General features: G+C 67.1%; 29 protein-coding genes. 13 read left to right on the top strand and 16 right to left on the bottom strand.

All coding sequences use genetic code 11. The annotated features are described in order from the left end of the window. Positions 1-113 precede the first annotated feature (113 nt). Positions 114-1,136 (top strand): DUF2125 domain-containing protein, encoded by a 1,023-nt coding sequence (locus Q0982_RS12060; protein ID WP_299395784.1) that lies wholly within the window; start codon positions 114-116, stop codon positions 1,134-1,136. Here Q0982_RS12060 and Q0982_RS12055 read toward each other — a convergent pair. Genes Q0982_RS12055 through Q0982_RS12045 form a run of 3 tightly spaced genes read right to left on the bottom strand, consistent with a single transcriptional unit; the run spans position 1,069 to position 4,069 of the window. Next, positions 1,069-2,067: a prephenate/arogenate dehydrogenase family protein gene (locus Q0982_RS12055; protein WP_322097010.1), complete on the bottom strand. Its 999-nt coding sequence runs from the start codon at positions 2,065-2,067 to the stop codon at positions 1,069-1,071. The two genes, Q0982_RS12060 and Q0982_RS12055, sit on opposite strands and share 68 nt — an antisense overlap. After that, positions 2,064-3,170, bottom strand: coding sequence for a histidinol-phosphate transaminase (gene hisC, locus Q0982_RS12050; protein WP_299395781.1), 1,107 nt, complete (start codon positions 3,168-3,170; stop codon positions 2,064-2,066). Before hisC ends, Q0982_RS12055 begins: the two co-directional genes overlap by 4 nt. Then, positions 3,167-4,069, bottom strand: coding sequence for a chorismate mutase (locus tag Q0982_RS12045; protein ID WP_299395779.1), 903 nt, complete (start codon positions 4,067-4,069; stop codon positions 3,167-3,169). Before Q0982_RS12045 ends, hisC begins: the two co-directional genes overlap by 4 nt. Before the next feature lie 513 nt (positions 4,070-4,582). Between Q0982_RS12045 and Q0982_RS12040 the strand changes: the two genes are divergently transcribed. Further along, the gene (locus tag Q0982_RS12040; RefSeq protein WP_299395879.1) at positions 4,583-5,701 is read left to right on the top strand and encodes a homoserine O-acetyltransferase; all 1,119 of its coding nucleotides are present in this window, start codon (positions 4,583-4,585) and stop codon (positions 5,699-5,701) included. Positions 5,702-5,752: 51 nt separating this feature from the next. Continuing rightward, complete coding sequence (gene metW / locus Q0982_RS12035) at positions 5,753-6,403, top strand: methionine biosynthesis protein MetW (RefSeq protein WP_299395776.1); 651 nt, start codon at positions 5,753-5,755, stop codon at positions 6,401-6,403. A 12-nt stretch (positions 6,404-6,415) separates the two neighbouring features. Here metW and Q0982_RS12030 read toward each other — a convergent pair whose 3' ends face one another. Next, the gene (locus Q0982_RS12030; protein WP_299395774.1) at positions 6,416-6,778 is read right to left on the bottom strand and encodes an MmcQ/YjbR family DNA-binding protein; all 363 of its coding nucleotides are present in this window, start codon (positions 6,776-6,778) and stop codon (positions 6,416-6,418) included. A gap of 37 nt (positions 6,779-6,815) precedes the next feature. After that, positions 6,816-7,574, bottom strand: coding sequence for a class I SAM-dependent methyltransferase (locus Q0982_RS12025; protein ID WP_299395772.1), 759 nt, complete (start codon positions 7,572-7,574; stop codon positions 6,816-6,818). A gap of 50 nt (positions 7,575-7,624) precedes the next feature. Between Q0982_RS12025 and Q0982_RS12020 the strand changes: the two genes are divergently transcribed. After that, complete coding sequence (locus Q0982_RS12020) at positions 7,625-8,110, top strand: cupin domain-containing protein (protein WP_299395770.1); 486 nt, start codon at positions 7,625-7,627, stop codon at positions 8,108-8,110. Positions 8,111-8,137: 27 nt separating this feature from the next. On the opposite strand, the gene Q0982_RS12015 is transcribed toward Q0982_RS12020, so the two are convergent. Genes Q0982_RS12015 through phbB form a run of 5 tightly spaced genes read right to left on the bottom strand, consistent with a single transcriptional unit; the run spans position 8,138 to position 11,269 of the window. Further along, complete coding sequence (locus Q0982_RS12015; protein ID WP_299395768.1) at positions 8,138-9,034, bottom strand: DMT family transporter; 897 nt, start codon at positions 9,032-9,034, stop codon at positions 8,138-8,140. A gap of 50 nt (positions 9,035-9,084) precedes the next feature. Further along, positions 9,085-9,516, bottom strand: coding sequence for an NUDIX hydrolase (locus tag Q0982_RS12010; protein WP_299395766.1), 432 nt, complete (start codon positions 9,514-9,516; stop codon positions 9,085-9,087). After that, the gene (locus tag Q0982_RS12005; protein ID WP_299395764.1) at positions 9,513-10,094 is read right to left on the bottom strand and encodes a DUF4166 domain-containing protein; all 582 of its coding nucleotides are present in this window, start codon (positions 10,092-10,094) and stop codon (positions 9,513-9,515) included. Before Q0982_RS12005 ends, Q0982_RS12010 begins: the two co-directional genes overlap by 4 nt. Next, positions 10,091-10,519, bottom strand: a complete 429-nt coding sequence (locus tag Q0982_RS12000) for a thiol-disulfide oxidoreductase DCC family protein (RefSeq protein ID WP_299395763.1) — start codon at positions 10,517-10,519, stop codon at positions 10,091-10,093. Before Q0982_RS12000 ends, Q0982_RS12005 begins: the two co-directional genes overlap by 4 nt. Positions 10,520-10,543: 24 nt before the next feature. Beyond that, on the bottom strand, positions 10,544-11,269 hold the full coding sequence (gene phbB / locus Q0982_RS11995) for an acetoacetyl-CoA reductase (RefSeq protein WP_299395760.1): 726 nt from the start codon (positions 11,267-11,269) through the stop codon (positions 10,544-10,546). Between the two features lie 178 nt (positions 11,270-11,447). Here phbB and Q0982_RS11990 point away from each other — a divergent pair, with 178 nt between their 5' ends. Genes Q0982_RS11990 through Q0982_RS11980 form a run of 3 tightly spaced genes read left to right on the top strand, consistent with a single transcriptional unit; the run spans position 11,448 to position 12,608 of the window. After that, complete coding sequence (locus Q0982_RS11990; protein WP_299395757.1) at positions 11,448-11,780, top strand: helix-turn-helix transcriptional regulator; 333 nt, start codon at positions 11,448-11,450, stop codon at positions 11,778-11,780. A 5-nt stretch (positions 11,781-11,785) separates the two neighbouring features. After that, positions 11,786-12,229, top strand: coding sequence for an SRPBCC domain-containing protein (locus Q0982_RS11985; protein ID WP_299395755.1), 444 nt, complete (start codon positions 11,786-11,788; stop codon positions 12,227-12,229). Beyond that, the gene (locus Q0982_RS11980; protein WP_299395752.1) at positions 12,213-12,608 is read left to right on the top strand and encodes a VOC family protein; all 396 of its coding nucleotides are present in this window, start codon (positions 12,213-12,215) and stop codon (positions 12,606-12,608) included. Before Q0982_RS11985 ends, Q0982_RS11980 begins: the two co-directional genes overlap by 17 nt. Positions 12,609-12,704: 96 nt before the next feature. Here the strand turns inward: Q0982_RS11980 and Q0982_RS11975 are convergent, their stop codons facing one another. The 3 genes from Q0982_RS11975 to Q0982_RS11965 form a co-directional block, all read right to left on the bottom strand. Beyond that, the gene (locus tag Q0982_RS11975) at positions 12,705-13,880 is read right to left on the bottom strand and encodes an acetyl-CoA C-acetyltransferase (protein ID WP_299395750.1); all 1,176 of its coding nucleotides are present in this window, start codon (positions 13,878-13,880) and stop codon (positions 12,705-12,707) included. Positions 13,881-14,054: 174 nt separating this feature from the next. Beyond that, entirely contained in the window at positions 14,055-15,206 is a 1,152-nt protein-coding gene (locus tag Q0982_RS11970; protein WP_299395748.1) for an alpha/beta fold hydrolase, read from the bottom strand. Next, positions 15,142-15,654, bottom strand: a complete 513-nt coding sequence (locus tag Q0982_RS11965) for a hypothetical protein (RefSeq protein ID WP_299395746.1) — start codon at positions 15,652-15,654, stop codon at positions 15,142-15,144. Before Q0982_RS11965 ends, Q0982_RS11970 begins: the two co-directional genes overlap by 65 nt. A 338-nt stretch (positions 15,655-15,992) precedes the next feature. Between Q0982_RS11965 and phaR the strand changes: the two genes are divergently transcribed. After that, a complete protein-coding gene (gene phaR, locus Q0982_RS11960) occupies positions 15,993-16,625 on the top strand; it encodes a polyhydroxyalkanoate synthesis repressor PhaR (protein WP_299395744.1) in 633 nt (210 codons plus the stop codon). A 36-nt stretch (positions 16,626-16,661) separates the two neighbouring features. Here the strand turns inward: phaR and Q0982_RS11955 are convergent, their stop codons facing one another. Continuing rightward, positions 16,662-18,389: a bifunctional diguanylate cyclase/phosphodiesterase gene (locus tag Q0982_RS11955; RefSeq protein ID WP_299395742.1), complete on the bottom strand. Its 1,728-nt coding sequence runs from the start codon at positions 18,387-18,389 to the stop codon at positions 16,662-16,664. Between the two features lie 363 nt (positions 18,390-18,752). Between Q0982_RS11955 and Q0982_RS11950 the strand changes: the two genes are divergently transcribed. Continuing rightward, positions 18,753-19,214, top strand: a complete 462-nt coding sequence (locus Q0982_RS11950) for a hypothetical protein (protein ID WP_299395739.1) — start codon at positions 18,753-18,755, stop codon at positions 19,212-19,214. Positions 19,215-19,319: 105 nt separating this feature from the next. Here Q0982_RS11950 and Q0982_RS11945 read toward each other — a convergent pair whose 3' ends face one another. Both Q0982_RS11945 and Q0982_RS11940 read right to left on the bottom strand, forming a co-directional pair. Next, the gene (locus Q0982_RS11945) at positions 19,320-19,739 is read right to left on the bottom strand and encodes a hypothetical protein (protein ID WP_299395737.1); all 420 of its coding nucleotides are present in this window, start codon (positions 19,737-19,739) and stop codon (positions 19,320-19,322) included. Between the two features lie 154 nt (positions 19,740-19,893). Continuing rightward, a complete protein-coding gene (locus Q0982_RS11940) occupies positions 19,894-20,895 on the bottom strand; it encodes a GlxA family transcriptional regulator (protein WP_299395734.1) in 1,002 nt (333 codons plus the stop codon). A 632-nt stretch (positions 20,896-21,527) separates the two neighbouring features. On the opposite strand from Q0982_RS11940, the gene Q0982_RS11935 reads away from it, so the two are divergent. The 4 genes from Q0982_RS11935 to Q0982_RS11920 form a co-directional block, all read left to right on the top strand. Then, positions 21,528-21,902, top strand: a complete 375-nt coding sequence (locus Q0982_RS11935) for a helix-turn-helix domain-containing protein (RefSeq protein WP_299395732.1) — start codon at positions 21,528-21,530, stop codon at positions 21,900-21,902. A gap of 415 nt (positions 21,903-22,317) precedes the next feature. After that, on the top strand, positions 22,318-22,554 hold the full coding sequence (locus tag Q0982_RS11930) for a hypothetical protein (RefSeq protein ID WP_299395729.1): 237 nt from the start codon (positions 22,318-22,320) through the stop codon (positions 22,552-22,554). Between the two features lie 229 nt (positions 22,555-22,783). After that, positions 22,784-23,779, top strand: a complete 996-nt coding sequence (locus Q0982_RS11925) for an ABC transporter substrate-binding protein (protein WP_299395727.1) — start codon at positions 22,784-22,786, stop codon at positions 23,777-23,779. Next, a partial coding sequence (locus Q0982_RS11920) for an iron ABC transporter permease (RefSeq protein WP_299395724.1) occupies positions 23,779-25,422 on the top strand: 1,644 nt, incomplete at its 3' end. The genes Q0982_RS11925 and Q0982_RS11920, both read left to right, overlap by 1 nt.

Below are 25,422 nucleotides of genomic sequence, written 5' to 3'. Positions count from 1 at the left end.
CCCTGGAATGGACAGCGGCAATTTGATCCGCAACAAGAGGGCCGGCGCGGCTATGATGCGCCGATCTGCGAAGCCCGCAGCCCGACCCCTTGCGGAAAGGAGCCACCGCGCGCATGCGTCGCACCCGCCTCGTCAGCCTCGGCACGGTCGCCCTCGTGGTCTTTGCGCTGGCGGTATCGGCCTACTGGTACTGGGCTTCGCAGGCCCTGGCCGAAGGCATCGCGCGCTGGCGTGCCGAGCAGATCGAACGCGGCTATGAGATCGACTACGACGGCCCCCATATGGGCGGCTTTCCCTTCGCCCTGACGGTCACCTTCAACCAGCCCAAGGCGGTCAGTCCACAGGGGTTGAGCTGGCAGGGGCCGCCGATCCGGGGGGAGGCGAAGCTCTGGGATCCCTTCACCATCGATCTCGCGTTCCCCGGCACGCACCAGCTTCGCCTGGCCGAGGGGCAGGAGGAACGGGCCGCCGATGTCGCAACGGGGGAGGCCCGCGGGCAGGTGGTGCTGGCCCTTGACGGCCAGGTCGACAGCGCCTCCGTCGATCTCGGCGCCCTGCGGGTGAATGGGCCGGACCTGAAGCCGCTGACGGTGGACCGGCTGACGGCCCGCCTGGGCCCGCTGCGGCCGTCGCAGGCCGGCGACCCCGACGCGTTGAACCTCATGGGAGAGGCGGTCTCCGTGAGCCTGCCTGAGGGCGAAGGCGGTCCCCTCGGCGATTCCCTGGAGCGGCTGTCCTTCCGCTCCACGGTGGTCGGCGGCATTCCCCGCGGAAAGCCGGCGGAGTCTCTGCCGCAGTGGCGCGATGCCGGCGGCCTCTGGCGCTTCGAAAGCCTCTCGGCGCTCTGGGGGCCCCTTGACCTGCAGGCCGAAGGGCGGCTCGGCCTCGATCAGGCGCTGCGCCCGGCCGGGCTGTTCGATACCAAACTGAAGGGCGCGGACGAGATCATCGAACGTCTTGTCGAAGACGGGCGCATCAAGCCGGAAGCCGCCTTCGCCGCGCAGCTTGCCGTAGCCGCCATGGGACGGCGCGACGCCGCCAGCGGGACGACGGTGCTGGAAGCGCCGATTACTCTGCGGGACGGCCTGCTTTTTCTGGGACCGGTCCCGTTGTTCCCGATCGCTCCGGTTCTCTAGGATCGAAGGAGCCGGCCTGGTGGGCATCGATGATGCCGGCGCGGATTTCCCGCGTGCGGCGGAACAGCCCCTCCAGGGTCTCGCCCTCGCCCCAACGGATCGCGCGCTGCAGCGCCGTCAGGTCCTCCGAGAAACGCTGCAGCATCTCCAGCACCGATTCCCGGTTATGCAGGAAGACATCGCGCCACATGATGGGGTCGGAACCGGCGATGCGGGTGAAGTCGCGGAAGCCGCCGGCGGAGAACTTCACCACCTCGGCGCGCTCGCTCTCCTCCAGGTCGGTGGCCGTGCCGACGATGGTATAGGCGATGAGGTGCGGCAGGTGAGAGGTGATGGCCAGCACCTTGTCGTGATGGGCCGCATCCATGATCTGGACCGTCGAGCCCAGGGCCTGCCACAAGCGCACCAGCCGTTCCACCTGGTCCTCGTGGGTGCCCGGCGGCGGCGTCAGGATGCACCAGCGCTGCTCGAAGAGGTCGGCGAAACCGGCCTCCGGCCCTGAAAACTCGGTACCGGCGACAGGGTGGCCGGGAATGAAGTGCACGCCTTCGGGCAAGGTGGGGCCGATGTCGCGGATCACCGCCTGTTTGACCGAGCCGACATCGGTGACGATGGCGCCCGGGGTAAGGCGCGGACCGATCGCCTCGGCCACCGCAGCGTTGGCGCCCACGGGCACGCAGAAGAAAACGAGATCCGCCCCCTCAACCGCATCGCCGGGATCGGCATGAACGGAATCGGCGAACCCAAGTTCCTCGATCTTCGCGCGGGTTTCGGCACGCCTGGAATGGGCGGCGACGTGGTCCGCCAGTCCCCGCGCCCGCATGGCCCAGGCCAGGGACGAGCCGATGAGCCCGGCCCCCAGCAGGGCGACACGGCCGAACATCGGCCCTTCGCCACCCTTCGCAGCCTTGGATACAGCGGGGCTGCTCATGCGCCCGTCTCCGAGAGGGCTTCCTGCAGCGCCTCGGCCGTCACCCGCATTTCCTCTTCGGTGCCGACGGTCACCCTCAGGCAGTTGGCGAGACCATAGGCCGCAACACCGCGCACCAGCACGCCCCGGCGCTTCAGGGCCGCGAGGACCTGTTCGGCCTGGGATTGCCCGCCGGGAAAACGCAGCAGGACGAAGTTGCCGACGCTGGGCAGAGGCTCGACCCCCGCCGCCGTTGCCGCCCGGGCAAACCAGCCGCGCCATTCGTCGTTGTGCGCGCGCGAGCGCGCCACATAGGCCGCATCGCCCACCGCGGCGATGCCCGCCGCCTGTGCGGCCTGGCTGACGTTGAAAGGGCCGCGGACCCGGTTCAGGACGTCGACGACCGCCGGCGGCGCATAGGCCCAGCCGAGACGCAGCGCCGCCAGGCCGTGGATCTTGGAGAAGGTGCGCAGCATGACCACGTTGTCGGCCTGCTCGACGAGGCGGGCCGGCTGCGGGTAGTCCGCTGCAGCAACGTATTCCGCATAGGCGGCATCGACCACCAGCAGCACGCCGGGCGGCAGCCCCTGATGCAGACGTGTGAGCGCCGCCTCCGAGATGTAACTGCCGGTCGGGTTGTTGGGATTGGCCAGGAACAGCAGGCGCGTTCTCTCGGTGACCCGCGCAAGCAGGGCGTCGACATCAGCCGTCAGCGCCACCTCCGGCGCCGCGACCACGGTCGCCCCGGCGGTGCGGGCGGAAATTCCGTACATCAGGAATCCGTGCTCGCTGTAGAGCACCTCGTCGCCGGGGCCGGCGTAGGCGCGCACCAACAGGGCGATCAACTCGTCGGAGCCGGCGCCGCAGGTGATACGCGCCGCATCCAGCCCTTCGGACTCGGCAATGGCCTCGCGCAAGGCCCGGGCGCCGCCATCGGGGTAGCGGTGCAGGTCGTCCTGCTCCGCGGCATAGGCGGCCACGGCCTTGGGGCTCGGCCCCAGCGGGTTCTCGTTGGAGGCCAGGCGGATGACCCGGTTGACCCCGGCGGCCTTGGACTCACCGCCGACGTAGGGCGCGACATCCAGAATCCCAGGGCGCGGCGTCGGGCCTTCTGCCGCCGTCATGACGCACCGCTGCTTTCTGCTCCGGCCCCTGCCCCTGCCCCTGCCCCGGCCATGATGGCCGCAACCGGCTGGGCCGCCAGATCTTCCGGCGTCAACGGAACGGCGAAGCTGCCGACCGCCCAGGCGTGGCTGACCTGCGGAACCTCCTCGACCAGCGCGGCGACCCTGGCATCGTCGCTCGCCAGGAAACCCTCCACCTCGACGAGGTGCAGCGTGCGGTCCGGCGCATCGACCCAGGCCTGGGTGTTGCGCACCGCAAAGCCGGCATCGGACAGCAAGGTCTTCAGGGCGCCGCGGGACACCGCCTCGTCCAGTTCGACGATCAGGTAGCCGCGGTCGCCGCCGCTTTCCTCCGGCTCGGCCAGGGAGATCACCACCGCCTCGGGGCCCGAGCGGCGCCCGCCGTCCAGTGGCGCAAAGGGCAGACGGGCGATGATTTTGGGCGAGGCGCGCCCGCTGCGCGCCAGCTTCGGCCACCAGGGTGTGCCCCGGTCCGATTCCGGCAGCGGCAGAATCCCGATGTTGGCCTTGCCATCGCTGACCGCCCGCAGCACCCCCATTTCCGATCCATAGCCGGTGATCGGCGTCAGCGAGCCGAAGTGGTCGCGCGCCAGCAGCGAGAGATCGGTGCCGTGCTCCGGCGCGAAAGCCGCCGCCGCGAAGGGACCCTGCAAGCGTGTAAAGACCGAGATGATCTCGCGCCAGATGCGGCAGACGACCGGCTTGGGGAAAAGCCCCTGATGCCGCCCCACGAGCCGGCGCAGAACCCGGGCTTCCCGCCCAGGGCGCATGATGACGGCGTTGGTTCCCTTGGCCAGGGCGATCTGGCGCGCCAGTTCCGTGCGGCGCATGAGCTGGTCGTGGATTGCGTTGTCGATTTCGTCGATTTGGCGACGCAAATCGTCCAGAGATGGCGGTTTTTCTGACATTCGGGCCCGATACCTGCAGCCAAGGCGGAGCTACTGATAGTCGCTGGGTTGGGTAAAATCAAAGGAAACCTTACACTAACCCGGCCGCCCCAGGGACCACCCAGCGGACCATGCCGGGGACCACCCCGCGGACCATGCCGGGGGCCACCCCGGCAGCCAGGGCGGAGGGCGGTCGGCGCCCCGCTGCGCCTTCTGCTGCGCCGCTTGTGCGACCATGGGAAAGGTTGACAGAGCGGGTCCTTGCTCCCTAGCTAAGGGCCCTCTCGCTAGGATAGAGGCCTTTTGGCCGGAGTGGGCGCCGCGGCGGCAGCCGAAGGGGCGCCGGATCCGTGCAGCGGCCAAGCCCCGGGAACGGGCGAAGACAGAGGAGTGACGGTGAGCGAACAGCCGGGAGCCACAGCGGTCGACGGGGCGGTCGAAGGGGCAGCCGAGGAGGCGGAGGATGCCGCGGAGACAGCCCAGCAGCAGGCGCGGCAGGACGGCCTGACCGCCGAGTTCGGCGGCGACACGCCGATGATGCTCGACTGCGGCGTGGCGCTGGGACCCTTCACCCTCGCCTACCAGACCTACGGCCGTCTCAACGCCGACAAGTCCAACGCCATCCTGGTCTGCCATGCCCTGACCGGCGACCAGTTTCTGGCCGGCACCCATCCGGTGACCGGCAAGCCCGGCTGGTGGAGCCAGATCGTTGGCCCCGGCCTGGCGCTGGACACCGAGCGCTTCTTCGTCATCTGCGTCAACGTGCTGGGCGGCTGCATGGGCACCACCGGACCGAAGTCGGCGAACCCGGCGACGGGCGAGGCCTGGGCGCTCGACTTTCCGGTGATCACCATTGCCGACATGGTACGGGCCCAGAAGCTGCTGATCGACCGGCTGGGCATCGACAAGCTGTTCTGCGTGACCGGCGGCTCCATGGGCGGCATGCAGGTGCTGCAGTGGGCGGCCAGCTACCCGGAGAAGGTCTTCGCCGCCGTGCCCATCGCCACCGCGGCCCGCCACACGGCCCAGAACATCGCCTTCCACGAGGTCGGGCGCCAGGCGATCATGGCCGACCTGGACTGGTGCGGCGGCCGCTACATCGCCGAGGGACGCAACCCGGACCGCGGCCTGGCGGTCGCACGCATGACCGCGCACATCACCTACCTCTCCGAGCCGGCGCTGCACCGCAAGTTCGGCCGCCGCCTGCAGGACCGCCGCGGCCTGACCTTCGGCTTCGACGCCGACTTCCAGGTGGAAAGCTATCTGCGCCATCAGGGCGCCAGCTTCGTGCAGCGCTTCGACGCCAACTCCTATCTCTACATCACCCGGGCGATGGACTACTTCGACCTGGCCCAGGAGTCCGGCGGGCAGCTTGCCCAGGCCTTCCGCGACACCCCGGTGCGCTTCTGCGTCATCTCCTTCTCCAGCGACTGGCTGTTCCCGACCTCGGAGAACCGCGACGTCGTCCATGCCCTCAACGCCGTCGCCGCCGACGTCAGCTTCGTCGAGATCGAAAGCGACGCCGGCCACGACGCCTTCCTGCTCGACGAGCCGGAATTCCGCGGGACCCTCGCCGGCTTCCTGAACGGCTGCGCCGAACATCGGGGTCTCAGCTTCCCATGAATGCCCTCCAATGACCCCCTTCTCATGACTGCAGCAACCGGAACCCGACCGATGAGCCCGCTCGACACCAGCGCCGCCCGCAGCGCCGCTCCGCTGCGCAGCGACCTCGCGCTGATCGCCCGCATGGTCGACCGCGGGGCCAGGGTGCTCGACATCGGCTGCAGCGACGGCGCTTTGCTGGATCATCTGATCCGCGAGCGCGAGGTGGTCGGCCGCGGCATCGAGCTGTCTCAGCGCAACGTGAATGCCTGCGTGGCCAGGGGCCTCTCGGTGATCCAGGGCGATGCAGACACCGATCTGGTGGAATATCCGGCCCGCGCCTTCGACTACGCCATCCTCAGCCTCACCCTGCAGGCGACCCGCGACCCGCGCCGGGTGCTCGAACAGATGGTGCGCATCGCCCGCCACGCCATCGTCTCCTTCCCCAACTTCGGCCATTGGCAGGTGCGCCTGCATCTGACCTTGCGCGGGCGCATGCCGGTCACGGACTCCTTGCCGGAAGCCTGGTACGAGACCCCGAACATCCACTTCTGCACGATCCGCGACTTCATCGCGCTTTGTGAGGCCTGCGGGCTGGAGATCGAGGAAACCCTCGTCCTGCGCAACGACCGCCCGCAGAAGGGTCTGCTGGGGTCAATCTGGGGCGGCCCGCTCGCCAACCTGCTCGGCGAAAAGGCGATCTTCCGCCTGCGCAAGGACTAAGCCCCTCCGCTGTCAGGAGTCGGCGAGCCCCAGTTCGCGCTGCTTCTTCTTGGAAAGACCCAGAGCCACGATGCGGTGGGATTCGCGCAGGTAGTCCTTCAGCGCGTCGTCCGCGAGGCCCGGCGCGGCGTAGTGCTGGATCCACTTCATGCCGCGCGAGGCGAGATAGGGGGCCGGGCGCAGCCCCGGCTGATCCTGCAGGATCTCATAGGACAGCGGGCTGGTCTTGAAGGTGTAGGCCGGCGCGCCCTCGGCCCAGCCGCCGATGGCGAAGACCTTGCCGCCCACCTTCCAGACATGGGAGCCGCCCCACTGCACGACGTGGGTCGTGGCCGGCAGGGCTTTGCAGAAGGCGTTGAACTCCTCGTAGGTCATAGGCGTTCGCCGGGACCGTCTCCATCGCGCGACCGGCTCAGGTCGGCTTCGGCGTTCTCTCTCGGTGCACGCGGCCGGCGGCCTGGGGCAGTTGGACCACCACCGGCTTGCCGATGCGTCCGCGCACCCGCTTGACGGAACCGGCGTAGAGCTGTTTGCCTGATTCGATCATTACGACGCCGGCGAAGGTGGGAAAGAAGCGCGCGCCGATGCGCTCGAAGGCCGGGGCCGAGCGCAGCAGGGTGTGGGAGGTGGTGGGCGGCACGTAGAGCGCCCGCTCGGTCCGCGTCGGCGTGAACATGTTCTCCCGCAGCAGCCGGGAAAGCTGGGCGGCACTGTAGGGATGGCCCCAGCCCAGCGGCGTGCGGTCGGAGCGCGCCCAGATGCCGCGGCGGTTGGGCACCACCACCAGCAGGCGGCCGTCGCCGGTCAGCACGCGCCAGATCTCCCGCAGCAGGGCCCGCAGGGCCTCGCTGTTCTCCAGGCCGTGGGCCAGCAGCACCCGGTCGACCGAGTAATCGGGCAGCGGCAGCTCTGTCTCTTCGACCAGGGAAACCACCCCCGGCCCTTCCGGCGGCCAGTGCAGCACCCCCTGGGAGGCCGGCATGAAGGCCAGCACCCGCTCGGCCTCGCTCCTGAACTGGCGCAGGTAAGGCGTGGCGAAGCCGAGCCCCAGCACGCGCTGGCCGGTCACGTCCGGCCAGACCGAGCGCACGGCCCGGCGCACCATATGGCGCGCCACCTGGCCGCGGCGGGTCTCGTAGAACTCCCGCAGATCGACAACGTCATGCCACATGGGCGCGGAGCCTATCACAGTTGGCCGTTCCAGGCGATCACAGGTCTGCTATGGTTAACAAAGCCTTAACAGAAGGATGCCCCAACAGGAGGACGGCCTTGGACGCCGCGCAGATCATCGAGACCCTGGGCCTGCAGCCCCATCCGGAGGGCGGGCACTTCCGCGAGACCTTCCGCGACCCCACAGCCATCGATGGGGGTATCGAGGGGCGGGCCGCCTCCACGGCGATCTACTACCTGCTGGCGGCGGGGGAGGTCTCCCACTGGCACCGGGTCGACGCGGCGGAGGTCTGGCACTGGTACGCGGGCGCGCCCCTGGTGCTCACCATGTCGGCAAACGGCCACGACGCCGAGGCCAAGGTGTTGGGGCCGGAACTGGCGGCACGTCAGCGCCCGCAGGTGGTGGTCCCGGCGCGGGTCTGGCAGACGGCGGAAAGCCTCGGCGCCTGGACGCTGGTGGGCTGCACCGTGGCCCCCGGCTTCCGGTTCGAGGGTTTCGAGATGGCACCGCCGGACTGGAGGCCCCTCCCCCGATAGAGGCCGCGGCAACGTCGCCCTTCGTCGTCAGGACTTGCGCAGCAGTTCCTTCGAGGCCAGCACCGCCCCGGCGACGATCAGCAGGCAGGCCAGGGCGACGATCCAGGTCGCCTCGGCCTGGCCGAAGGCGATGAGCAGCAGCGTCGACAGCAGGGGCGCGGCGTAGGAGAAGGCGCCCAGCACCTGGATGTTGCCGTGCTTGGTGCCGTAGTCCCAGACGAAGAAGGCGGCACCCACGGGGCCCAGGCCGAGCCCCAGGATCGCCAGCCACTGCAGGCCCTGGGGCACCACCGTGGTCTCCAACAAGAAGTGACAGGCCGCGCCCAGCAAGGCCACGGCCCCGCAGAAGCCGCCCACCACGTCGGTCGGCACCGCGCCGAAGCGCCGGTTCAGGACCGAGTAGGTGGACCAGGTGAGTGCACAGGCGAGCGCGGCCAGGTAGCCCAGCGCGAACTCAGCCCGAAAGGCGACCTGCCCGCCGCGGGTGACCAGCAGGGCCGCCCCGGCCAGACCCAGCAACGCCCCGCCAAGGTGGAACCAGCGCAGCCGTTCGCCCGGCAGCAGTGCCGAAAAGACGACGATCAGCAGCGGCCAAAGGTAGGCGATGAGGCCGGCCTCCACCGGCGGCGCATTGCCGAGGGCGACGAAGTAGAAGAAGTGATAGCCGAAGAGCCCGGCCACCCCCAGCAGCCAGACCGGCGGGCGCTGGCGCCAGGCGGCAAAGCTGCCGCGGCCGCGGGCCGCAAGAACGCAGAGGCTGGTCACGAAGGCGACCGCGAAGGTCATGGCCAGGAGCTGAAAGGGCGGAATGCCCGCCGCCCCGGTGGTGAAAAGCGCCAGCAGCGACCACAGCAGCACGGCGATGCCCCCGATCAGGGTGGCGCGCAAACGCTGCGGAGCGGAGGCCGGGGCGGAGAAACTCATGATCTGGCTGATAGCGCTGCACGCGCAGGCTGGCAAGCCCGCCGCCCGGTTCAGGCGGCCCCGCGCTTCTGCACCGCGAGAGCGATGATGCGCTCGGTCTCGGTCCAGAGATCGAAGGGCGCAAGATCGGCCGGGTCGGCCCAGGCGACCTCGGCGGCATCGTGACCGGCGGCCGCCTCGCCCCCGCGCCACTCTGCCAGAAGGTCGACGAGGGTGTAGTGGTACTGCACGGCACCGTTGTCATCGCGGGTGATGGAGTCGACCACGTCGACGAGGGGGCCGACCGCGATCTCGATGCCCGCCTCCTCCCGCACCTCGCGGCGGGCAGCAGCCTCGATGCGCTCGCCGAGGCGCTGGCGCCCGCCGGGCAGCGACCACTGGCCTTCGCGCGGCGGCTTGCCGCGGCGGATCAGCAGCACGCGGTCCGCCTTGAAGACCACCACGCCGACGCCGATGAGCGGGCGGTTGGGATAGTCGTTCACGCCACGCCCTCCCCTTCCGGCACGAGGTAACCGCGGTAGGCGATCAAGAGCCCTGCCAGCGGCAGAACGATGGAGACCTCGAAGGTGAAGCGGCCCGCACCGTCCACCCGCTCGCGCCCGACGATGCGCGGCCACAAGCGACGCGGCAGCGGCAGGCGCAGAAGCCGCACCCCGACAAGCCGGAGATCGAGACCTGCCGCCGAAACCTCGGGCCGCAGGATGAAATGGCCGATGCCGAAACGCTCGTAGAGGTGACCCGGCCGGGCCGGCTCCGCGCCCTGGCGGCTGGACAGGCGATGCCCGGCGAAGTCCCGCTCCCAGGTCTCCACCCCGTCGCGGGTCGAAAACCGCACCCGCACCGGCAGGTCCCGTCCGGCCGGCGGCATGCCGAAGCAGGCGGCGACAAGGCGCGCGGCCAGCCCGTCTCCGCGTTCCACATCGCAGCGCCCGGCAGCACTGCTGGCGCCGTCATGATCGTGCAAGCGCCGCAGCGGCCCCGGCAGCCGGTCGAGCGCACCGCCCAGCACCCGGCGGTAAAGCGGCACAAAGGCGCCGCTGCCTGTTCCGGCTACGCTCATTGGAGGAACCGCCCGCGCTCCTCGGCGGTGGGGATACGGCAGTGGTCGTAGCGGCCGAACAGACGGTAGCGGTTGCGGGCCACCCGGTCGTAGAACCAATCGCGCAGACCGCGCGGCAGGATCGCCAGCACCCGCAGCCAGGACCAGGGTGCGCGCAGGTCCCGCGCGATGCGGATCGCCGCGTCGGACTTCAGGTAGACCGCAGAGCCATCGACGACCACCACCGAATCCCAGTCCTCGGTCGGCTGCCCGTGGGCCGCCAGGGCACGGCGCCCGGCATCCGACTGCACGGCGGCGAAGCGAAACTCCGCCGCGCGCTCGTGCTTCATGATGAATTGCATGGAGCCGTTGCACAGCACGCAGACGCCGTCGAAGAGAATCAGCTTGGCTGGCAGAGATATCTCGGAAAACGACTCCTCAGACACCGCAACCTGCCAAAGCATCCACCGTCAGGCCATGTACTGGCCGCCGTTGGCCGAGATCGTCGAGCCGGTGATGAAGCCGGCCTCTTCGCTGGCGAGAAACACAACGCAGCGCGCAATCTCCTCCGGCTCGCCCAGCCGGCCCACCGGAATCAGCGGCAGAATCTTGCTGTTGAGAATCTCCTCCGGAACGGCGCGGACCATCTCCGTGCCGATGTAGCCCGGCGCCACGGCGTTTACGGTGATGCCTTTGAAGGCGTTCTCCTGGGCGACCGCCTTGGTGAAGCCGAAGACGCCGGCCTTGGCGGTGGAGTAGTTGGCCTGGCCGAGCTGACCCTTCTGGCCGTTGATCGAAGAGATCGAGATGATCCGCCCGTAGTTGCGGCTGCGCATACCTTCGATGACGTTACGCGTCATGTTGAAGAGCGAATCGAGATTGGTGGCGATGACGGACTGCCAGTTTTCCAGGCTCATACGGTGCAGCGTGCCGTCGCGGGTGATGCCGGCGTTGTTCACCAGCACGTCCACCGGCCCCAGGTCGCCCTCGACCTGGGCGATGCCGGCCTTGCAGGCCTCGAAGTCGCCGACGTCCCATTTGTAGACGGCGATGCCGGTGTCATCCTTGAACTTGTTGGCGGCTTCGTCGTTGCCGCCGTAGCTCGCCGCCACACTGTAGCCGGCGTCTTTCAGGGCAACGGAAATCGCCGCCCCAATGCCCCGCGTTCCCCCCGTCACCAATGCCACCCGCGCCATCGTGCACCTCCCCGCTCACTGATTAAGCCCTTAGCGATCACCGCCGCTTTAGGACAACGGTCTGTTTTCAGGTGCATCAAACCATGGATCGCAACCGCCGCCAACCGCTGCTCGCATCAACCGGCGGCCCAATTTGAGGAATTGACATTAAAGTGATCGCTTTAATATTATTCCGGCCATGCAGGCCATTGAAAATGACGCCGTCTTTCATGCCATTGCCGACCGGACGCGCCGCCGGCTTCTCGAGCTGTTGGCCGAGGGTGATCGCCCGGTGCAGGATCTGGCTGCGGAATTCGACATGAGTTTCGCGGCTGTCTCACAGCATCTTCAGATACTGCGGGCGGCGGGACTGGTGCACCGCCGCCCCGCCGGCCGCAAGCGGATCTATGCCTTAGAGGCTGCGCCGCTGGCCGAGGTACGCGCCTGGACCGATCAGTACGAACGCTTCTGGAAGGCGCGGCTCGCGCGCCTGCGGCGGCACCTTGCAACAAAGCCTGCAGCAAAGGATTAATCGTAATGAGCATGCGCCGGCCGATAGACCTTGTCCTGACACAGGACTTCGATGAGGACAGGGAGTCGCTCTGGCAGTCCCTGACCGACAGCACCACGCTGGCCGATTGGCTGATGCCCAACACTTTCCGCCCGGTCGTCGGCGCGGCCTTCGAACTCCGCGCCGGGCCGGAGGACACCGACTGTGGCGGCACTGTGCGCTGCCGCGTTCTGACGCTGGAGCCACCGCACCTTATGGTCTGGTCCTGGATGGAGGAGGGCGTCGGCAGCCCGACAGCGGTCAGCTTCACCCTGACAGAACGGGGGACCGGCTGCCGTCTGGCGATCCGGCACCGCGGCCTGGCCAGCGCGCCGGAAGAAGAAAGCTTCCGCCAGGGCTGGCAGGAGAAATGCGCTGCGTTTGCCCGACGCGTCGGAAGCAAAGGAGACGATCATGCCCGAAGCGCATGAGCAAGAGGATCGCAGGACAGGTTTCAAGGCCGGCCCCAATCTCGCGATGAAGGTGCCGGCGCCGCTTTACGCCCAGACCGTGGCTTTCTACCGCGACGTGCTGGCCCTGAGAGAGCTGAAGAGCGATGAGGACACCACGGCCTTCGCTTTTGGCAACATGACGCTGCACCTGGACTGCTGTCCGCAGATGAGCCAGGCGGAACTCTGGCTGCAGGTGGCCTGCAACGACAGTCGTGCCGCAGCAGAGCGGCTCGACCGCGCGGGCATCCGCCGCTGCGACGGCATTGAAGCGCTGCCCGAAGGTTTCGACGGATTCTGGATCAGCAACCCGGCGGGAATCGTTCACCTGATCGACGGCGCTGGCCAGGACAGGCAATAGCCGGGCGCGGCAGAGACGAAAACCGGCCCGCACAAGGGCGGACCGGTCGTCGTTCTCGCTTCATGGCCGGGCGGGCATTGACCACCCGGTCACAGCTCAGTCGCGCTCGATGCACATGGCGATGCCCATGCCGCCGCCGATGCACAGCGTGGCGAGACCCTTCTTGGCGTCGCGCTTGCCCATTTCATGCAGCAGGGTGACCAGAACGCGGGCCCCGGAAGCGCCGATGGGGTGGCCGAGGGCAATGGCCCCGCCGTTGACGTTCACCTTGTCGGTGTCCCAGCCCATGTCCTTGTTCACGGCCAGGGCCTGGGCGGCGAAGGCCTCGTTGGCTTCGACCAGATCGAGGTCGCCGGCCGACCAGCCTGCCTTCTCCAGCGCCCTACGGCTGGAAGGGATGGGGCCCGTGCCCATGATCGAAGGATCGACGCCGCAGGTGGCCCAGGAGACGATGCGCCCCAGCGGCGTGACCCCGCGGGCTGCCGCGTCTTCGGCGGACATCAGCACGACCGCCGCCGCACCGTCGTTGATGCCGCTGGCGTTGCCGGCGGTCACCGAACCTTCCCTGTCGAACGCCGGGCGCAGGCCCGAAAGGGACTCCGCCGTCACGCCGTGGCGCGGGAACTCGTCGACGTCGATGATGTTCTCGCCCTTGCGGGTCTTGATGGTGACCGGCACGATCTCCTCGTTGAAGCGGCCCGACTTCTGCGCCGCTTCGGCCTTGTTCTGCGAAGCGGCGGCAAAGGCGTCCTGCTCTTCGCGGGTGATCTGCCACTGCTTGGCGACGTTCTCGGCCGTGTTGCCCATGTGGTAGCCGTTGAAGGCGTCCCAGAGCCCGTCCTTGATCATGGAATCGACCATCTTCAGGTCGCCCATCTTCTGGCCGTTGCGCAGGTGGGCGACATGGGGCGCCTGGCTCATGCTTTCCTGGCCGCCGGCCACGACGATACGGGAATCGCCGGTCTTGATCGCTTGCTGGCCGATCGCCACCGCACGCAGGCCGGAGCCGCAGAGCTGGTTGATCTGATAGGCCGTCTTCTCGACGGGGATCCCCGCCTCGACGGCGGCCTGACGGGCCGGGTTCTGCCCGGCGCCGGCGGTGAGGATCTGGCCCAGAACGGCCTCGTCGACCTCTTCGGCCTCGACTTTGGCGCGCTTCATGGCCTCCTTGACGGCCACCGCCCCGAGGTGGGAGGCCGACACAGAGGACAGGCCCCCGTTGAAGGAACCAACGGGGGTGCGGGCCGCACCGGCAATTACGACTTCGGTCATTTCGGAGATCTCCCGTGTTGTGGGCGGAGCGCTTCTCTTCGCGATAAAGCGGCGACCCGCAATCCTTGCGTCCCGGAAGGGCTCAGGACGCGCAGCCTTGACGAACCTGACCTTGATATAAGGACAGACGAGCCCGCGGTGCAAGCCGTGCGGGAGACGCGCGCCGTCCCGCGGCTAGTTCGGCCCTGCGGCGCGGGCCAGGATCCACTCCTGCAGAGGCTGCCAGACGCTCGCCTCCGCCCTGCCGCCCACCATCATGCCGATGTGGCCGACCGTGGGGGTGACGGTTTCCCCGGCAGGCAAAGCGTTGGCGAGGGCGAGGGCCGAGGCCGGCGGGACGATGCGGTCCTGCGCCGGGATGACGCTGAGTGCCGGCAGCGTGACGGCGGTCGGGTCGACCGGACGGCCTGCCAGCAGCCACTGGCCACGGGCCGCGCTGTTGTCGCCGTACCAGCGCCCCAGACACTCGCGCGCCACCGGTGCGGCCAGCGCCACGCCGTCGTTCAGCCAATCCTCCAGGGCCACGAAGGCCTCGGCTTTCGACGATGCGGGATCGAGCCGGGCGAAGCTGAGGAACTTGCGCACCACGAGATGCGGGTCGAGACTGGCGAACAGCGCCTGGATCAGGTCCACCGGCATCTCGCCCATGACCTCCAGGAGCGGCGCGGCCAGCGGCAGGCAGGCCGCGGCAAGGCGGCTGTGGGGCGCGTTGTCGGCGTGGAAGTCCCAGGGCGTCGCCAGCAGCACCAGGGCCTCGAGATCCTCCTGCCGGCGCGCCGCCAGACCCAGCGCCAGCAAGCCGCCCATGCAATAGCCGATGGCCAGCGGCCTGCGTCCGCTCTCCTCCACCACGAAGTCGAGCGCCCGCTCCAGGCGCCCGGCGATGTAGTCGGTCAGGGTAAAGGCGCGCTCCTGCGCACCCGGGCGGCCCCAGTCCACCAGCAGCGGGCGGAGGCCGCGGGCGGCCAGCCAGCGCAGGAAGGAGCGCCCCTCCATGAGGTCCAGGACATAGGCCCGGTTGATGAGCGAGGGGACGACCAGCAGAGGCGCCGCCGATTGCACGGCAGGGCCCGCCTCGGCCCCACCCGCTTCCGGGCAGGCGCCGTAATCGAGCAGGCGGGTGTCGCCTTCCTGCCAGATCACCGGAGGATCGGGGAGCACGCGGCGGTAAGGATGATGGCGGTAGGCCTCGATACCCTGGGCGAGCAGGGTCATCCGCTGCATCACCTCGCGTTCCACCGCAGCGGAGAAGACCTCGGGGTCAGCCGCCCCCAGTTTTTGCCTTAGGCTTTCGGCGCGGTCTGCCAGTTCCCCCTTCCAGGGCAAGGATCCGCTGCTCCAAAGCGGCAAGGCGCTCCGCGATGACGCCCAGGTCAGCCCCGCCGCCGTCAGATGCAGCGGCAGCGGGCGCGGGCCCAGCCGGCCCGGCGGACCCATCGTTCCCCCGCACGTCTTCGCGCCGTCCATTCCTCGCCCCATCCTTTTCCGGCCCGCCGGCCTTCGCCGCCCCGGCGGCCTGCAACCCGGCGGCCTGCAATCCGGCGGCCTGCAATCCGGCGGGCGGTCCGCCCTGCGCGGCCGCGAGCATGCTGGCCATGGCCGCGGGCCAGGCACCCCAGACCGCGGGCAGGCCGGCCGCCGTAACCCCCAGCGAGGCCATCACCCGCTGCATGGCCTCGGCAAAGTCCGGATCTGCCGCCAGCGCTGTCATCTGATCCTGCCAGAGGTCGACGTAGCGCCGCGCCAGGTCTTCAAGCTCTTCGGTCTGGCTCATTACAGGGCCAGTATAGCCGGCTCCCAGGGCCCCTGGCCAGACGAGGTCCAGACGAGGTCTAGACGTGGACCAGACGAGAGCCAGCCTCCCCGGGCCGCGGAAACAGCGGAAGCCAGGGCGAAAGCGGCCGAAAGGGCGCGAAGACGCGCCCGGAGACGGGCGTTGACAGGCCGTGATGCGGCGCAGCAATATCTTTCCTGCGGGAGCGGAACGTCCGGTTGAGGCGCCGCTGCAGCGCCCGGGCCCCAAGGTCCGCGCGCCCGCAAGCGATGAAAACGCCGGTGCCGGTTGTCCATGAGGAACTCATGACCGGGACGCGGCGGGAAAGGCAAGGGAACTTGGCTGCTTCCAGCAAGGGTGGAAAGAAAAAGGATGGGAACGACGGGCCCATCACGATCAAGAAGTACGCGAACCGCAGGCTCTACAACACCGCGACCAGCAGCTACGTGACCTTGGACCATCTCTGCCAGATGGTGCAGGACGATGTCGACTTCGTCGTCTACGACGCCAAGAGCGGCGAAGACATCACCCGGGCAGTGCTGACGCAGATCATCGTCGAAGAGGAGTCCAAGGGCCAGAACCTGCTGCCCATCAACTTCCTCAGGCAGCTGATCTCCTTTTACGGGGATTCCATGCAGTGGATGGTTCCGCGCTACCTGGAACACATGATGGAGAGCTTCGCCCAGAACCAGGACCGCATGCGCCAGTCCATGCAGGAAACCTTCGGCAACATGTTCCCCTTCGGCAATCTGGAGGAAATGGGCAAGCAGAACATGGCGCTGTTCGAAAGCGCCATGCGCATGTTCTCCCCCTTCCCCGCCGACCAGGATGAAAACGGCGACAAGCCGGCGGCCGAGAACGGCCGCGCCGACACCAAGGCCGAGGCCTCTTCGGAGTCCCTGGAGGATCTGAAAGCGCAGATCGATCAGCTGCAGAAGCAGATCAACACGCTGACCAAAGACAAGACCTAGAAGAGCTTTGACAGAAGGTCCGGGCAGACGCCGGTCTTAGTCGCCCACAGCCAGAGCGCCCTTCGGCACTGCATCGCCCTGCTGGCGGCGCAGCAGGCGTTCGTCGACCTCCGGCCGGCCGAAGTAGTAGCCCTGCAACAGGTCGACACCCTCCGCTGACAGATACTCGGCGTCCTCTTTGGTCTCGACGCACTCGGCCACCGTGGCGACGCCCAGGGCCTGGGCAAGGGCCAGAAGATTGCGGATAAAGATCTGGTTCTCCTTGTCCGCGGTGATGTCGCGGATGAAGGATCCGTCGATCTTCACGATATCGACGGTCAGCGCGCGCAGATGATGGAAGGTGGTGAAGCCGGCGCCGAAGTCGTCAAGCGCAACCTCGCAGCCAAGGGAGCGCAGCGACGCGACGAAGCGCGAGGTCTCGTCGACATCCATGAGCGCCGTCGTCTCGGTGATCTCGACGATGAGCCGCGAGGCCAGGTCGCGGTGCCCCTTGAGGCGGGCAATGAGACCGCGCTGCCAGGACCGCTCCGTGGCCGTCAGGCCGGAGATGTTGATGGCCAGCCTCACATCCGGGTAGCGCTCCAGGGCGGCGAGGGCGAGGTCGCGCACCCTGTTGTCGATGGAGCGCATCAGACCCAGCTGCTCGATCGCGGGGATGAACTGGGCGGCGGGCACCAGGGCGCCGGCCTTGTCGTACATGCGCACCAGGCATTCGAAGTAGCGCACCGCATGGGACCGGGCGTCGACCACCGGCTGATAGGAAAGCGCGATGCGGTCGTCGCGCAGGGCCTCCTGCACCTCTTCGCCGATGTCCATGGAGGCGCGGTAGTCCAGCCGCTGCGCCTCGCTCAACTCATAGAACCGCAGGCAGTCGCGGCCGGCAGCCTTGGCCTGCTGCAGGGCGCTTTCCGCCTTGGTCATGGTGTCCACGGCCGTCTTGCTCTGGCTGCAGAAAGCAACCGCACCGATGGAGACGGTGACATGAATGCGCTCGCCGCCGACCACCACGGGGTCGTCGCGCATGCGCGACAGAATGCGCTCGGCCGCGGCCTGCGCCTTTTCCTCGCTGCAGACCGACAGCAGCGCGCCGAAGCAGTCGCCACTCGGCCGGCCGATCACATCGGCGGCGCGCAGACAGTCGTCCAGCCGCCGGCCGAGTTCGACCAGCACCGCATCCCCGACCTCGTAGCCGTAGCCGGTGTTGATGCGGTCGAGATGGTCGATGCCGATGACGATATAGACGCCGGGCTGGCCGAAGCGCTGCGACTGGGTGAGCGCGTGCTCAAGCGCTTCGCGCATGCGCAGCTTGTTGTAGTGGCCCGTCAGGTCGTCGAAGTTGGCGAGGTACTGCAGGCGTTCCTCGTGGCGCTTGCGCTGGGTGATCAGCCGGATCACACCGCTCATGCGTGCCGGTACGCCGGCCGGCGAATACTCCACGCTGCCGCGGTCATGCAGCCACTGGAAATCGCCCCGGCCGGTGCGAATGCGAAACTCGCAGTCGTAGTTTGCCGAACCGGCGAAATGGTCCGACAGAAGGCGGCGGCGTCGGGGAATGTCCTCGGGGCTGATTCGCAGTTGCAGCTCTTCGCCGCTGCGCGGCACCGGCAGTTCGTCGCTCTCGAAAAGCGCCTCAACGTCGCCGCTGAAGGAGATCTGATCGGTTGCCAGGTCCCAGTCGTAGACGACATCGCCGGAAGCCCGGATCGCCGCACGCAGGCGCCCGAGTTCCATTTCCATGTCGTCCTTGCCTATGGCATCGATCACGCCGCTGCTCTCCTACCTGAAGCTGAACCATCGGCCCCCAATGCTGGACACCCCCAAAATGGGCGCCCTCAGTGTTGGCGCGACCGTCCCCGGCCTTAAAGGCGCCATCTGGCACCCGATACATGGGAATCTGGCAGTGCCCCCTTAAAGAAACATGAACGTTCGAGGAGAGTTTGTTGTAAATTTTGACCTGAACGTGGTATTGATTTAGTAAATATCGCCCGGTTCGTTTATTTTTTACAGGCTTATAGATAATTTTATTGGTTAATATATAAACCAAATTAGATTCAATGCTTGATAAATTTTTCATAAGATGCATCTATTGTAAGCGAGGATGAGAGGACTGGACTGGACCCCGACCCGATGACCGGTGTTCCCAAGATGCAGCTGCTGCCAGCGCCCGGCGCCAAGCCGTTGGCGCCTTCAGGTGCTGCAGGCCAGGGGTCCGGGTCCCGGCAGGTGATCGAGGCGGTGGTCAGAACCACGCCGCCGCGCGGCGGCAGCGAAGAGGCTGCAGCCCGGGCCCTTGTCGAACAACGCGCGCGGGAGGGCCGCGACGGCTCGACCGGGCGGGACCGGACGGCGGCATCGCAGGAGCCGGCAAAGGGACGCCTCGTCAGTTTTTCCCGCCTGTCGTCCATGCCCTTCATGGTGCAGGTCCTGGGCCAGCAGGCCCTGGCGGAGCGCTCGCCGGCCGCGGCGGCACAGACCCCGCTTTCACAGCATCGCGACGGCGCCCTGATGGGAAGCGACCTCTACCGCAAGGCCGGCGGCGAGCCGGAACTGATGCCCGACAACGCAACGCTGGTGCGCTTCGCCGTCTAGCCGTCCTGCAGAGTGGACAGCGTCGGACCCTCGCCCCGACTCACACCGATTATCGGGCCTCGATTGCCGGCGGACCGGCAACCGGCAGGCGGACCCAGTCCGCCGTCAGAACTTCCGCGTCTTCTCGGCCTTCGTTTTGTGGACCAAAACCAGAAGCGTATCGCCCGACTTCACAGCCTTGCCGTCAGGATGCTTCACCTGCTCGTGCTTGCCGCGATGGACCCTGCCATCGGCGGGCGAGCGATAGCGGTATTCGACATAGGTGACTTTGACCAACCTGTAGTCCTTGTAGGCCGGGTGGGTCTCATGAATGCGCTGCATGGGCGCGCAGGGACCGTGATCGGTCGTCGTCGTGGTCTTTGAAAGAACGCCGCGCTCACGCTTCTCCATGTAGCAGAGTTCTTCAACCTTGGTCACCCGCGCCATCGCCTCTTCGTAGTTGGTGGCACGGTCGAACTGCGCATAGAGAAAGAGCCCGCCAAGACCCAGAGGGATCAGAACGAACTTGATCAGCAGCCTTCTCATAAGGAATCTCCCGGTTCGCAAGTGACGCTAGGCCTGCGCCCGCAAGCTGAGCCCGGACCCGGAAAGATTCTCTTAAAAAGGGTAATTGAGGCTGAGTTTATTCAATTAATGGTGTCTTCCGCCGCGGTGCGGAGCGGCGACCGCGTTGCCCCGCCTATGGCTCGCTGTGTTCCGCGGCGCCGGCAGCCTGGTCGCGACCCTGCCGCTCCTCGCGGGGCATCTTGTTGAAGAACTCCCGGTAGCACTTGGAAAAGTGGGAGGCGGAGACGAAGCCACAGGCCAGCGCAACGTTCAGGATCGACATCGCCGTCTGCTTCAGCAGCGTACGCGCCCGGTAAAGCCGCAGTTCCAGATAGTAGCGGGTCGGCGTCCGGGCCAGGTATTTGCGGAACAGGCGTTCGAGCTGACGGTTGGACAGCGCCGCCCGGCGCGCGAGCTCGGCGCGGGACAGCGGTTCCTCGAGATTGGTCTCCATCAGTTCCACGACCTGAAGCAGCTTCGGATGACTGATGCCCAGGCGGCCCTGAAGGCTCATGCGCTGATGATCATGGGTCTCGCGAATGCGCTCGTGAATGAACTGCTCGGCGACCCGGGTGGCGAGATCGCGGCCCAGCCGCTCGCCGATCAGGCTCAACATCATGTCCAGGGAGGCTGTCCCGCCGGAGCAGGTCAGACGGCCCCGGTCGACTTCGAAGAGCTCGCCGGTGATGTCCAACTCCGGAAAGTCCTCGCGGAACGCATCGAGGTTCTCCCAATGCACCGTGCAGCGATAGCCCTTCAAAAGGCCGGCCCAGGCCAGCAGGTAGCTGCCGGTCGACAGTGCCCCGACACGGCTGCCGCTGCGCTCCAGACGGCGCAGGGCCGATATGGCCGGCGACTCCCGAAAGCGGTGAATGTCCATGCCGCCGACTACAATGAAGTAGTCCGGCGACTGGCAGGCATCGAGCGCACAGTCCGGCAACATGCGCAGCCGATCAGAGGCCGGTGCCGGCCCGCCGTCCTCGGTCACGATCTGCCAGTCGTAACACGTCCTGCCGGTCAGCCGATTGGCCACACGCAGCGGTTCCACTGCACAGCTGAACGCCAGCATGGAAAAACCGGGCAGCAGAAAGAAGGCAAAGGTCTGTTGCGACTCGGCGCTGGGCTTGACGTCCACTGTTCCTACGGCCTCTCCCGACTCCGGCCCTGCCCCCCGCACGGCCATGCATCGCGCACAGCATACCCTCAAGCCCCCGATGAACAATGGTTTGCGCGGCCGCCAAGAACGCCCGTCGTTTGCACAATGAGGGGCAAAAGGGACTGGATCGCCCCTATTTTGACCCTGGCGTAGAACTGCCAAGGCGGCGATAGATTCATCCTGTACGAGAGGGTGATGCGGTCACGATGCAATCACCGAAGGGCCGATCCGGTGCCTTCGGCCATGTCCGCCGCTCAAAAAGTCTGTGAGTCAGGGTTGCATGGCTTTCTTGCGGCCCCAAGTTGAATATCAGGAGCCCAGGCAGCCCGAGGATTGATGGGTCCCTGGCAGGCGCGGACCATGGAGTCCGGCGCCACGACAGGCGCGCGGCGCGAAAGTGAATTATCTTTCGGTATTTTAGATACTCCATACTCGCGTAAGGACATTGCGCCGGAACAGCCTATAAGGATGGTTCCGCTAGGGTTTTAAAAGTGTCCTCGCGAAAAAACTCTTGCCTTATTTACTTCATAAAGTGATTATGAAATATCACCGTATCGATTAGATTCTTACTTAAGGTTGAGCAGGAATCACAACAAAGATGGTGGGATCGAGTGGAAACTGTATCTGCTAATATTCAAAGCGTTGAGAAGTTCGTCGGTCAACGTATCCGCGAGCGGCGTACCATGCTGGGGCTGACCCAGCAGCAGCTTGCCGAAATGATCGGCGTGACCTACCAGCAGGCCCATAAGTACGAGCGCGGTATCAACCGTGTTTCGGCCGGGCGGCTGTTCGAGATCGCCAAGGTGCTTGGAGTCGACATCGGGTTCTTCTATGAGGGCCTGAACAGCGAAGACGGGCGCCTGAACGAGCGTCAGCGGATGTGCTTGGATCTGGCACGTAACTTCACCCGTATCTCGAACGACCGCCATCAGGAGGCCGTGAGCCAGTTGTGCCGCGTCCTGGCGGACGGCGGACGGCCTCACTGAGGCCCGGTCTGACCGAAAGCCTGTCTGACCGAAAGCCTGTCTGACCGAAAGCCTGTCTGACTGAGGGTCTGCGATCGGCTTTGAACGAGGACTGCCCGGCTGCGATGGCCCGGCAGTCCCGTTCCTCGACCTTTGCCTTCAAAGAAGCCGCCACTCCAGCGGTCAAATGACGTGGGCTTTTCCCGGTCTGCGTAACTCGTCTGCATAAAGGCAGCGCGCAGACGGCCTGCTTGTCCCCGGCCCACTTGTCCCCGGACCATGCTGGCGGCACACTGGTCGCGGGGTCGATGCCTGCACAGCCGGATCAGGTCTGGATGCAGCGGCTTTCGGCCCTGCCTATGGAACGCAAAGCCCGCAGCCCAGAGAGACAGCCCAGAGAGACAGCCCAGAGAGACAGCCCAAGGCCAACCCGAACGTGTCTTCCCTGCTTCCGCAACAACAGCTGGTGCTGGAACTGCTGCGCATGTCCGGCGAGATCGGCGTCACGGAACAGACGTCGGAAACCATTCTCTGGCGGACACTGCGCGAGTGTCGCGCCAAAGGCTGGCTGACCATCACCGAGGTGAGTCCGGGGATCCACTCTGTGGCCATGACGCCCGGAGGCCGCCGCAAGATCGAGTCCGTCTCGCCCGGAGATGCGGCAAAGGCGTAATGCGCCCGAAGACGCGCCCCGAGATGCCTGCGGGGACTACCAGGAGCAGTCCCGGCGTCGCAGCAGTAGATGCGTGCCGGACCTCTGGGCTTCATCAAGCCGTCATATCTCTGTAACCTTTCAATCATGGGGCGGGATTACTCTCCGGCGTTCTGCGGTCGGGCCCCGGCATTCGGCCCTTGAGCGCGCGTGAGTTTTCTTCCCGACATTTCCACCGGAGGCTCCCACGATGCCATCGCTTCGTTATGCTGTTGCCGGCCTGCTGCTCGCTGCGCTCGCCGTCTTCCTTCCCAACTCTTCCGCCCTGGCCGTCTCGGGCAAGCTGGTCGTCTACACCTCTCAGCTTGAGAAGGACGCCCAGCAGACGGTCGACGCCTTTAAAGCCAAGTATCCGGACGTCGAAGTGGAGTGGACCCGCAACGGCACCTCGAAGCTGATGAACATCCTGCGCGCGGAGATCTCCGCCGGCGAGATCAAGCCCGACGTCCTGCTGATCGCCGACATCATCAACATGGGCCAGTTGAAGAAGGAAGGCCGCCTGCTGCCCTACAAGGAGGCCGCCGTCGGCCCTTATGACAAGGCGCTCTACGACGCCGACATGACCTATTTCGGCACCAAGCTGATCACCACCGGCATCGTCTACAACACCGCCGCGCCGATGAAACCGAAATCCTGGAGCGATCTGCTGGCCGCCGAGGCCAAGGGCCTGGTCGCAATGCCGAGCCCGCTCTATTCCGGCGCCGCGCTCAACCACATGCACAGCGTCGTGAACGCACCGGGCCTGGGCTGGGACTACTACGAAGGCCTGGCCGGCAACGACATCACGCCCAAGGGCGGCAACGGCGGCACCTTCAAGGCGGTCGCCAGCGGCGAAAAGCTCTACGGCATCGTCATCGACTTCCTGGCCATCCGCAACAAGCTGGAAGGCTCGCCGGTCGACTTCGTCTTCCCCGAGGAAGGGGTGAGCGCGGTGACCGAGCCGGTGGCCATCCTCTCGACCTCCAGGAACGTTCCGGCCTCCCAGGCCTTCGTCGACTTCATCCTCTCGGAAGAGGGCCAGACGCTGGCGGCGGCCCAGGGCTTCCTGCCCGCCCACCCGGCCGTCGCCCCACCGCCGGGCTTTCCCGCGCAGTCCGAGATCAAGCTGATCGGCTTTGACGCCGACCAGGCGATCGAGACGGACAAGACCGCGCGGATGAAGTTCAGCGAACTGTTCGGCGAGTAATGTCGCCTTCGGAGGCCGGCGCCCTGGCCCGGAGCCCGGGCGCCGGCCCCGATAAGGCAGGTCCCGTTTCGGGCCTCTGGCGCGGCAAGGGCGAACAGGCTCTCTTCGCCTTCCTCGTGCTCTTCGTCGGCCTGATCGCCGTGCTGCCTCTGGCGCGGCTGTTGTGGGAGGCGGTCGCCCCCGGCGGCACGCCGTCCCTGGCCACCATCGAAGAAGTGCTGGCGCGGCGCTCCACATGGCGCGCGACCTGGCACAGCATCGAGGTTTCCCTCGGCGGCACGATCATCAGCCTGCTGCTCGGCAGCTTCTTTGCGTTCCTCGTCGCGCTCACCGATATCCGCGGCAAAGCGGTGCTGGTGTTCTGCTTCATGCTGCCGATGATGATTCCGCCGCAGGTGACCGCCCTTTCGTGGATCCAGGTCTTCGGTCCTTCAAGCAGCCTGCTGAACATGCTGGGCCTCGCCCCGCCGCTCGGCACGCCCCATCCGCTCTACTCGCGTGAAGGCATCATCCTGCTGCTCGGCATCCAGCACGCCCCGCTGGTCTTCCTCGCCCTGCGCGCGGGCCTGCGCGCCATGCCCAAGGAGATGGTGGAGGCCGCGCGGGCCAGCGGCGCCTCCGGGCGCCAGGTCTTCCAGACCATCGTGCTGCCGCTGATGATGCCCTCGCTGGTCGCCGGCACGGCACTGGCCTTCGTCTCCGCCGTCGGCAACTTCGGCATCCCGGCCATGCTGGGCATCCCGGCCCGCTACTCGGTGCTGCCGACCCTGATCTACCAGAGGCTCTCCGACTTCGGGCCGGACATCATCAGCCAGATCGCCGTGCTCTCGGTGCTGGTCAGCTTTATCGCCGCTGCGGGCTTCGGCCTCCAGGCCTGGCTGCTGCGGCGGCGCGACTACCGCACCATCGGCGCCCCCTCCCAGCCGCTGTTCTACGAGCTCGGGTCCCGGCGCCGGCTGGTGGAAGCGCTGTGCTGGCTGGTCATCGTCTTCATTCTGGTGCTGCCGCTGGCCGCCCTGCTGGCCGCCTCCCTGGTGAAAGCCTACGGCCTGTCGCTTTCGCCCGAGACCTTCACGCTGCGCCACTATGCCGATGCCGTCCTCAGCCACGACGCCACGGCGCGCGGCTTTGTGAACAGCTTCATGCTGGCGGGCGCGACGGCGGTGCTGCTGATCGCGCTGGCGGTGCCGCTGGCCTACTTCATCGTCTGGCGCCGCACCGCGCTGCTGCGGGTGCTGAACGGCCTGGCGGAGCTACCCTACGCCCTGCCCGGCGCGGTGCTGGCCATCGCCGCGATCCTGGTGTTCCTGAAGCCGATCCCGCTGCTCGGCGTCTCGCTCTACGGCACGCTGTGGATCATCTTCGCCGCCTACCTGGCGCGCTTCCTCACCCTCGGCCTGCGCCCGGTGATCAGCGGCTTCTACCAGCTCGACCGCACCCTGGAAGAGGCCGCGCAGATGGCCGGGGCCGGCTTTTTCCGGCGCTTGGCCACCATCGTGCTGCCGCTGATCGCACCGGTGGCCGCGGCGGGTGGACTGCTGGTTTTCCTCACCGCCTTCAACGAGATCCAGGTCTCCGCCCTGCTCACCTCCTCCGGCGCCGAGACCATCGGCGTGGTCATCTTTTTCCTCGACGAGAGCGGC

The organism is Pelagibius sp. (assembly GCF_028281305.1).
GTDB lineage: Bacteria > Pseudomonadota > Alphaproteobacteria > Kiloniellales > Kiloniellaceae > Pelagibius.
The sequence above is the reverse complement of the archived record's forward strand: the minus strand, read 5'-3'. Positions and strand labels throughout refer to the sequence as shown.

What these genes read in the sequence shown, in the direction of transcription:
- Q0982_RS12005 (WP_299395764.1), bottom strand. Translation starts at nt 10,094, where the DNA reads ATGAGCGTAGCCGGAACAGGCAGCGGCGCCTTTGTGCCGCTTTACCGC.
- hisC (WP_299395781.1), bottom strand. Translation starts at nt 3,170, where the DNA reads ATGACGGCGGCAGAAGGCCCGACGCCGCGCCCTGGGATTCTGGATGTC.
- Q0982_RS11945 (WP_299395737.1), bottom strand. Translation starts at nt 19,739, where the DNA reads ATGAGAAGGCTGCTGATCAAGTTCGTTCTGATCCCTCTGGGTCTTGGC.
- phbB (WP_299395760.1), bottom strand. Translation starts at nt 11,269, where the DNA reads ATGGCGCGGGTGGCATTGGTGACGGGGGGAACGCGGGGCATTGGGGCG.
- Q0982_RS12020 (WP_299395770.1), top strand. Translation starts at nt 7,625, where the DNA reads ATGGTTAACAAAGCCTTAACAGAAGGATGCCCCAACAGGAGGACGGCC.
- Q0982_RS12025 (WP_299395772.1), bottom strand. Translation starts at nt 7,574, where the DNA reads ATGTGGCATGACGTTGTCGATCTGCGGGAGTTCTACGAGACCCGCCGC.
- Q0982_RS11980 (WP_299395752.1), top strand. Translation starts at nt 12,213, where the DNA reads ATGCCCGAAGCGCATGAGCAAGAGGATCGCAGGACAGGTTTCAAGGCC.
- Q0982_RS11965 (WP_299395746.1), bottom strand. Translation starts at nt 15,654, where the DNA reads ATGAGCCAGACCGAAGAGCTTGAAGACCTGGCGCGGCGCTACGTCGAC.
- Q0982_RS11925 (WP_299395727.1), top strand. Translation starts at nt 22,784, where the DNA reads ATGCCATCGCTTCGTTATGCTGTTGCCGGCCTGCTGCTCGCTGCGCTC.
- Q0982_RS11950 (WP_299395739.1), top strand. Translation starts at nt 18,753, where the DNA reads ATGACCGGTGTTCCCAAGATGCAGCTGCTGCCAGCGCCCGGCGCCAAG.
- metW (WP_299395776.1), top strand. Translation starts at nt 5,753, where the DNA reads ATGAGCCCGCTCGACACCAGCGCCGCCCGCAGCGCCGCTCCGCTGCGC.
- Q0982_RS12060 (WP_299395784.1), top strand. Translation starts at nt 114, where the DNA reads ATGCGTCGCACCCGCCTCGTCAGCCTCGGCACGGTCGCCCTCGTGGTC.
- Q0982_RS12030 (WP_299395774.1), bottom strand. Translation starts at nt 6,778, where the DNA reads ATGACCTACGAGGAGTTCAACGCCTTCTGCAAAGCCCTGCCGGCCACG.
- Q0982_RS11985 (WP_299395755.1), top strand. Translation starts at nt 11,786, where the DNA reads ATGAGCATGCGCCGGCCGATAGACCTTGTCCTGACACAGGACTTCGAT.
- Q0982_RS11975 (WP_299395750.1), bottom strand. Translation starts at nt 13,880, where the DNA reads ATGACCGAAGTCGTAATTGCCGGTGCGGCCCGCACCCCCGTTGGTTCC.
- Q0982_RS12015 (WP_299395768.1), bottom strand. Translation starts at nt 9,034, where the DNA reads ATGAGTTTCTCCGCCCCGGCCTCCGCTCCGCAGCGTTTGCGCGCCACC.
- Q0982_RS11990 (WP_299395757.1), top strand. Translation starts at nt 11,448, where the DNA reads ATGCAGGCCATTGAAAATGACGCCGTCTTTCATGCCATTGCCGACCGG.
- Q0982_RS12055 (WP_322097010.1), bottom strand. Translation starts at nt 2,067, where the DNA reads ATGAGCAGCCCCGCTGTATCCAAGGCTGCGAAGGGTGGCGAAGGGCCG.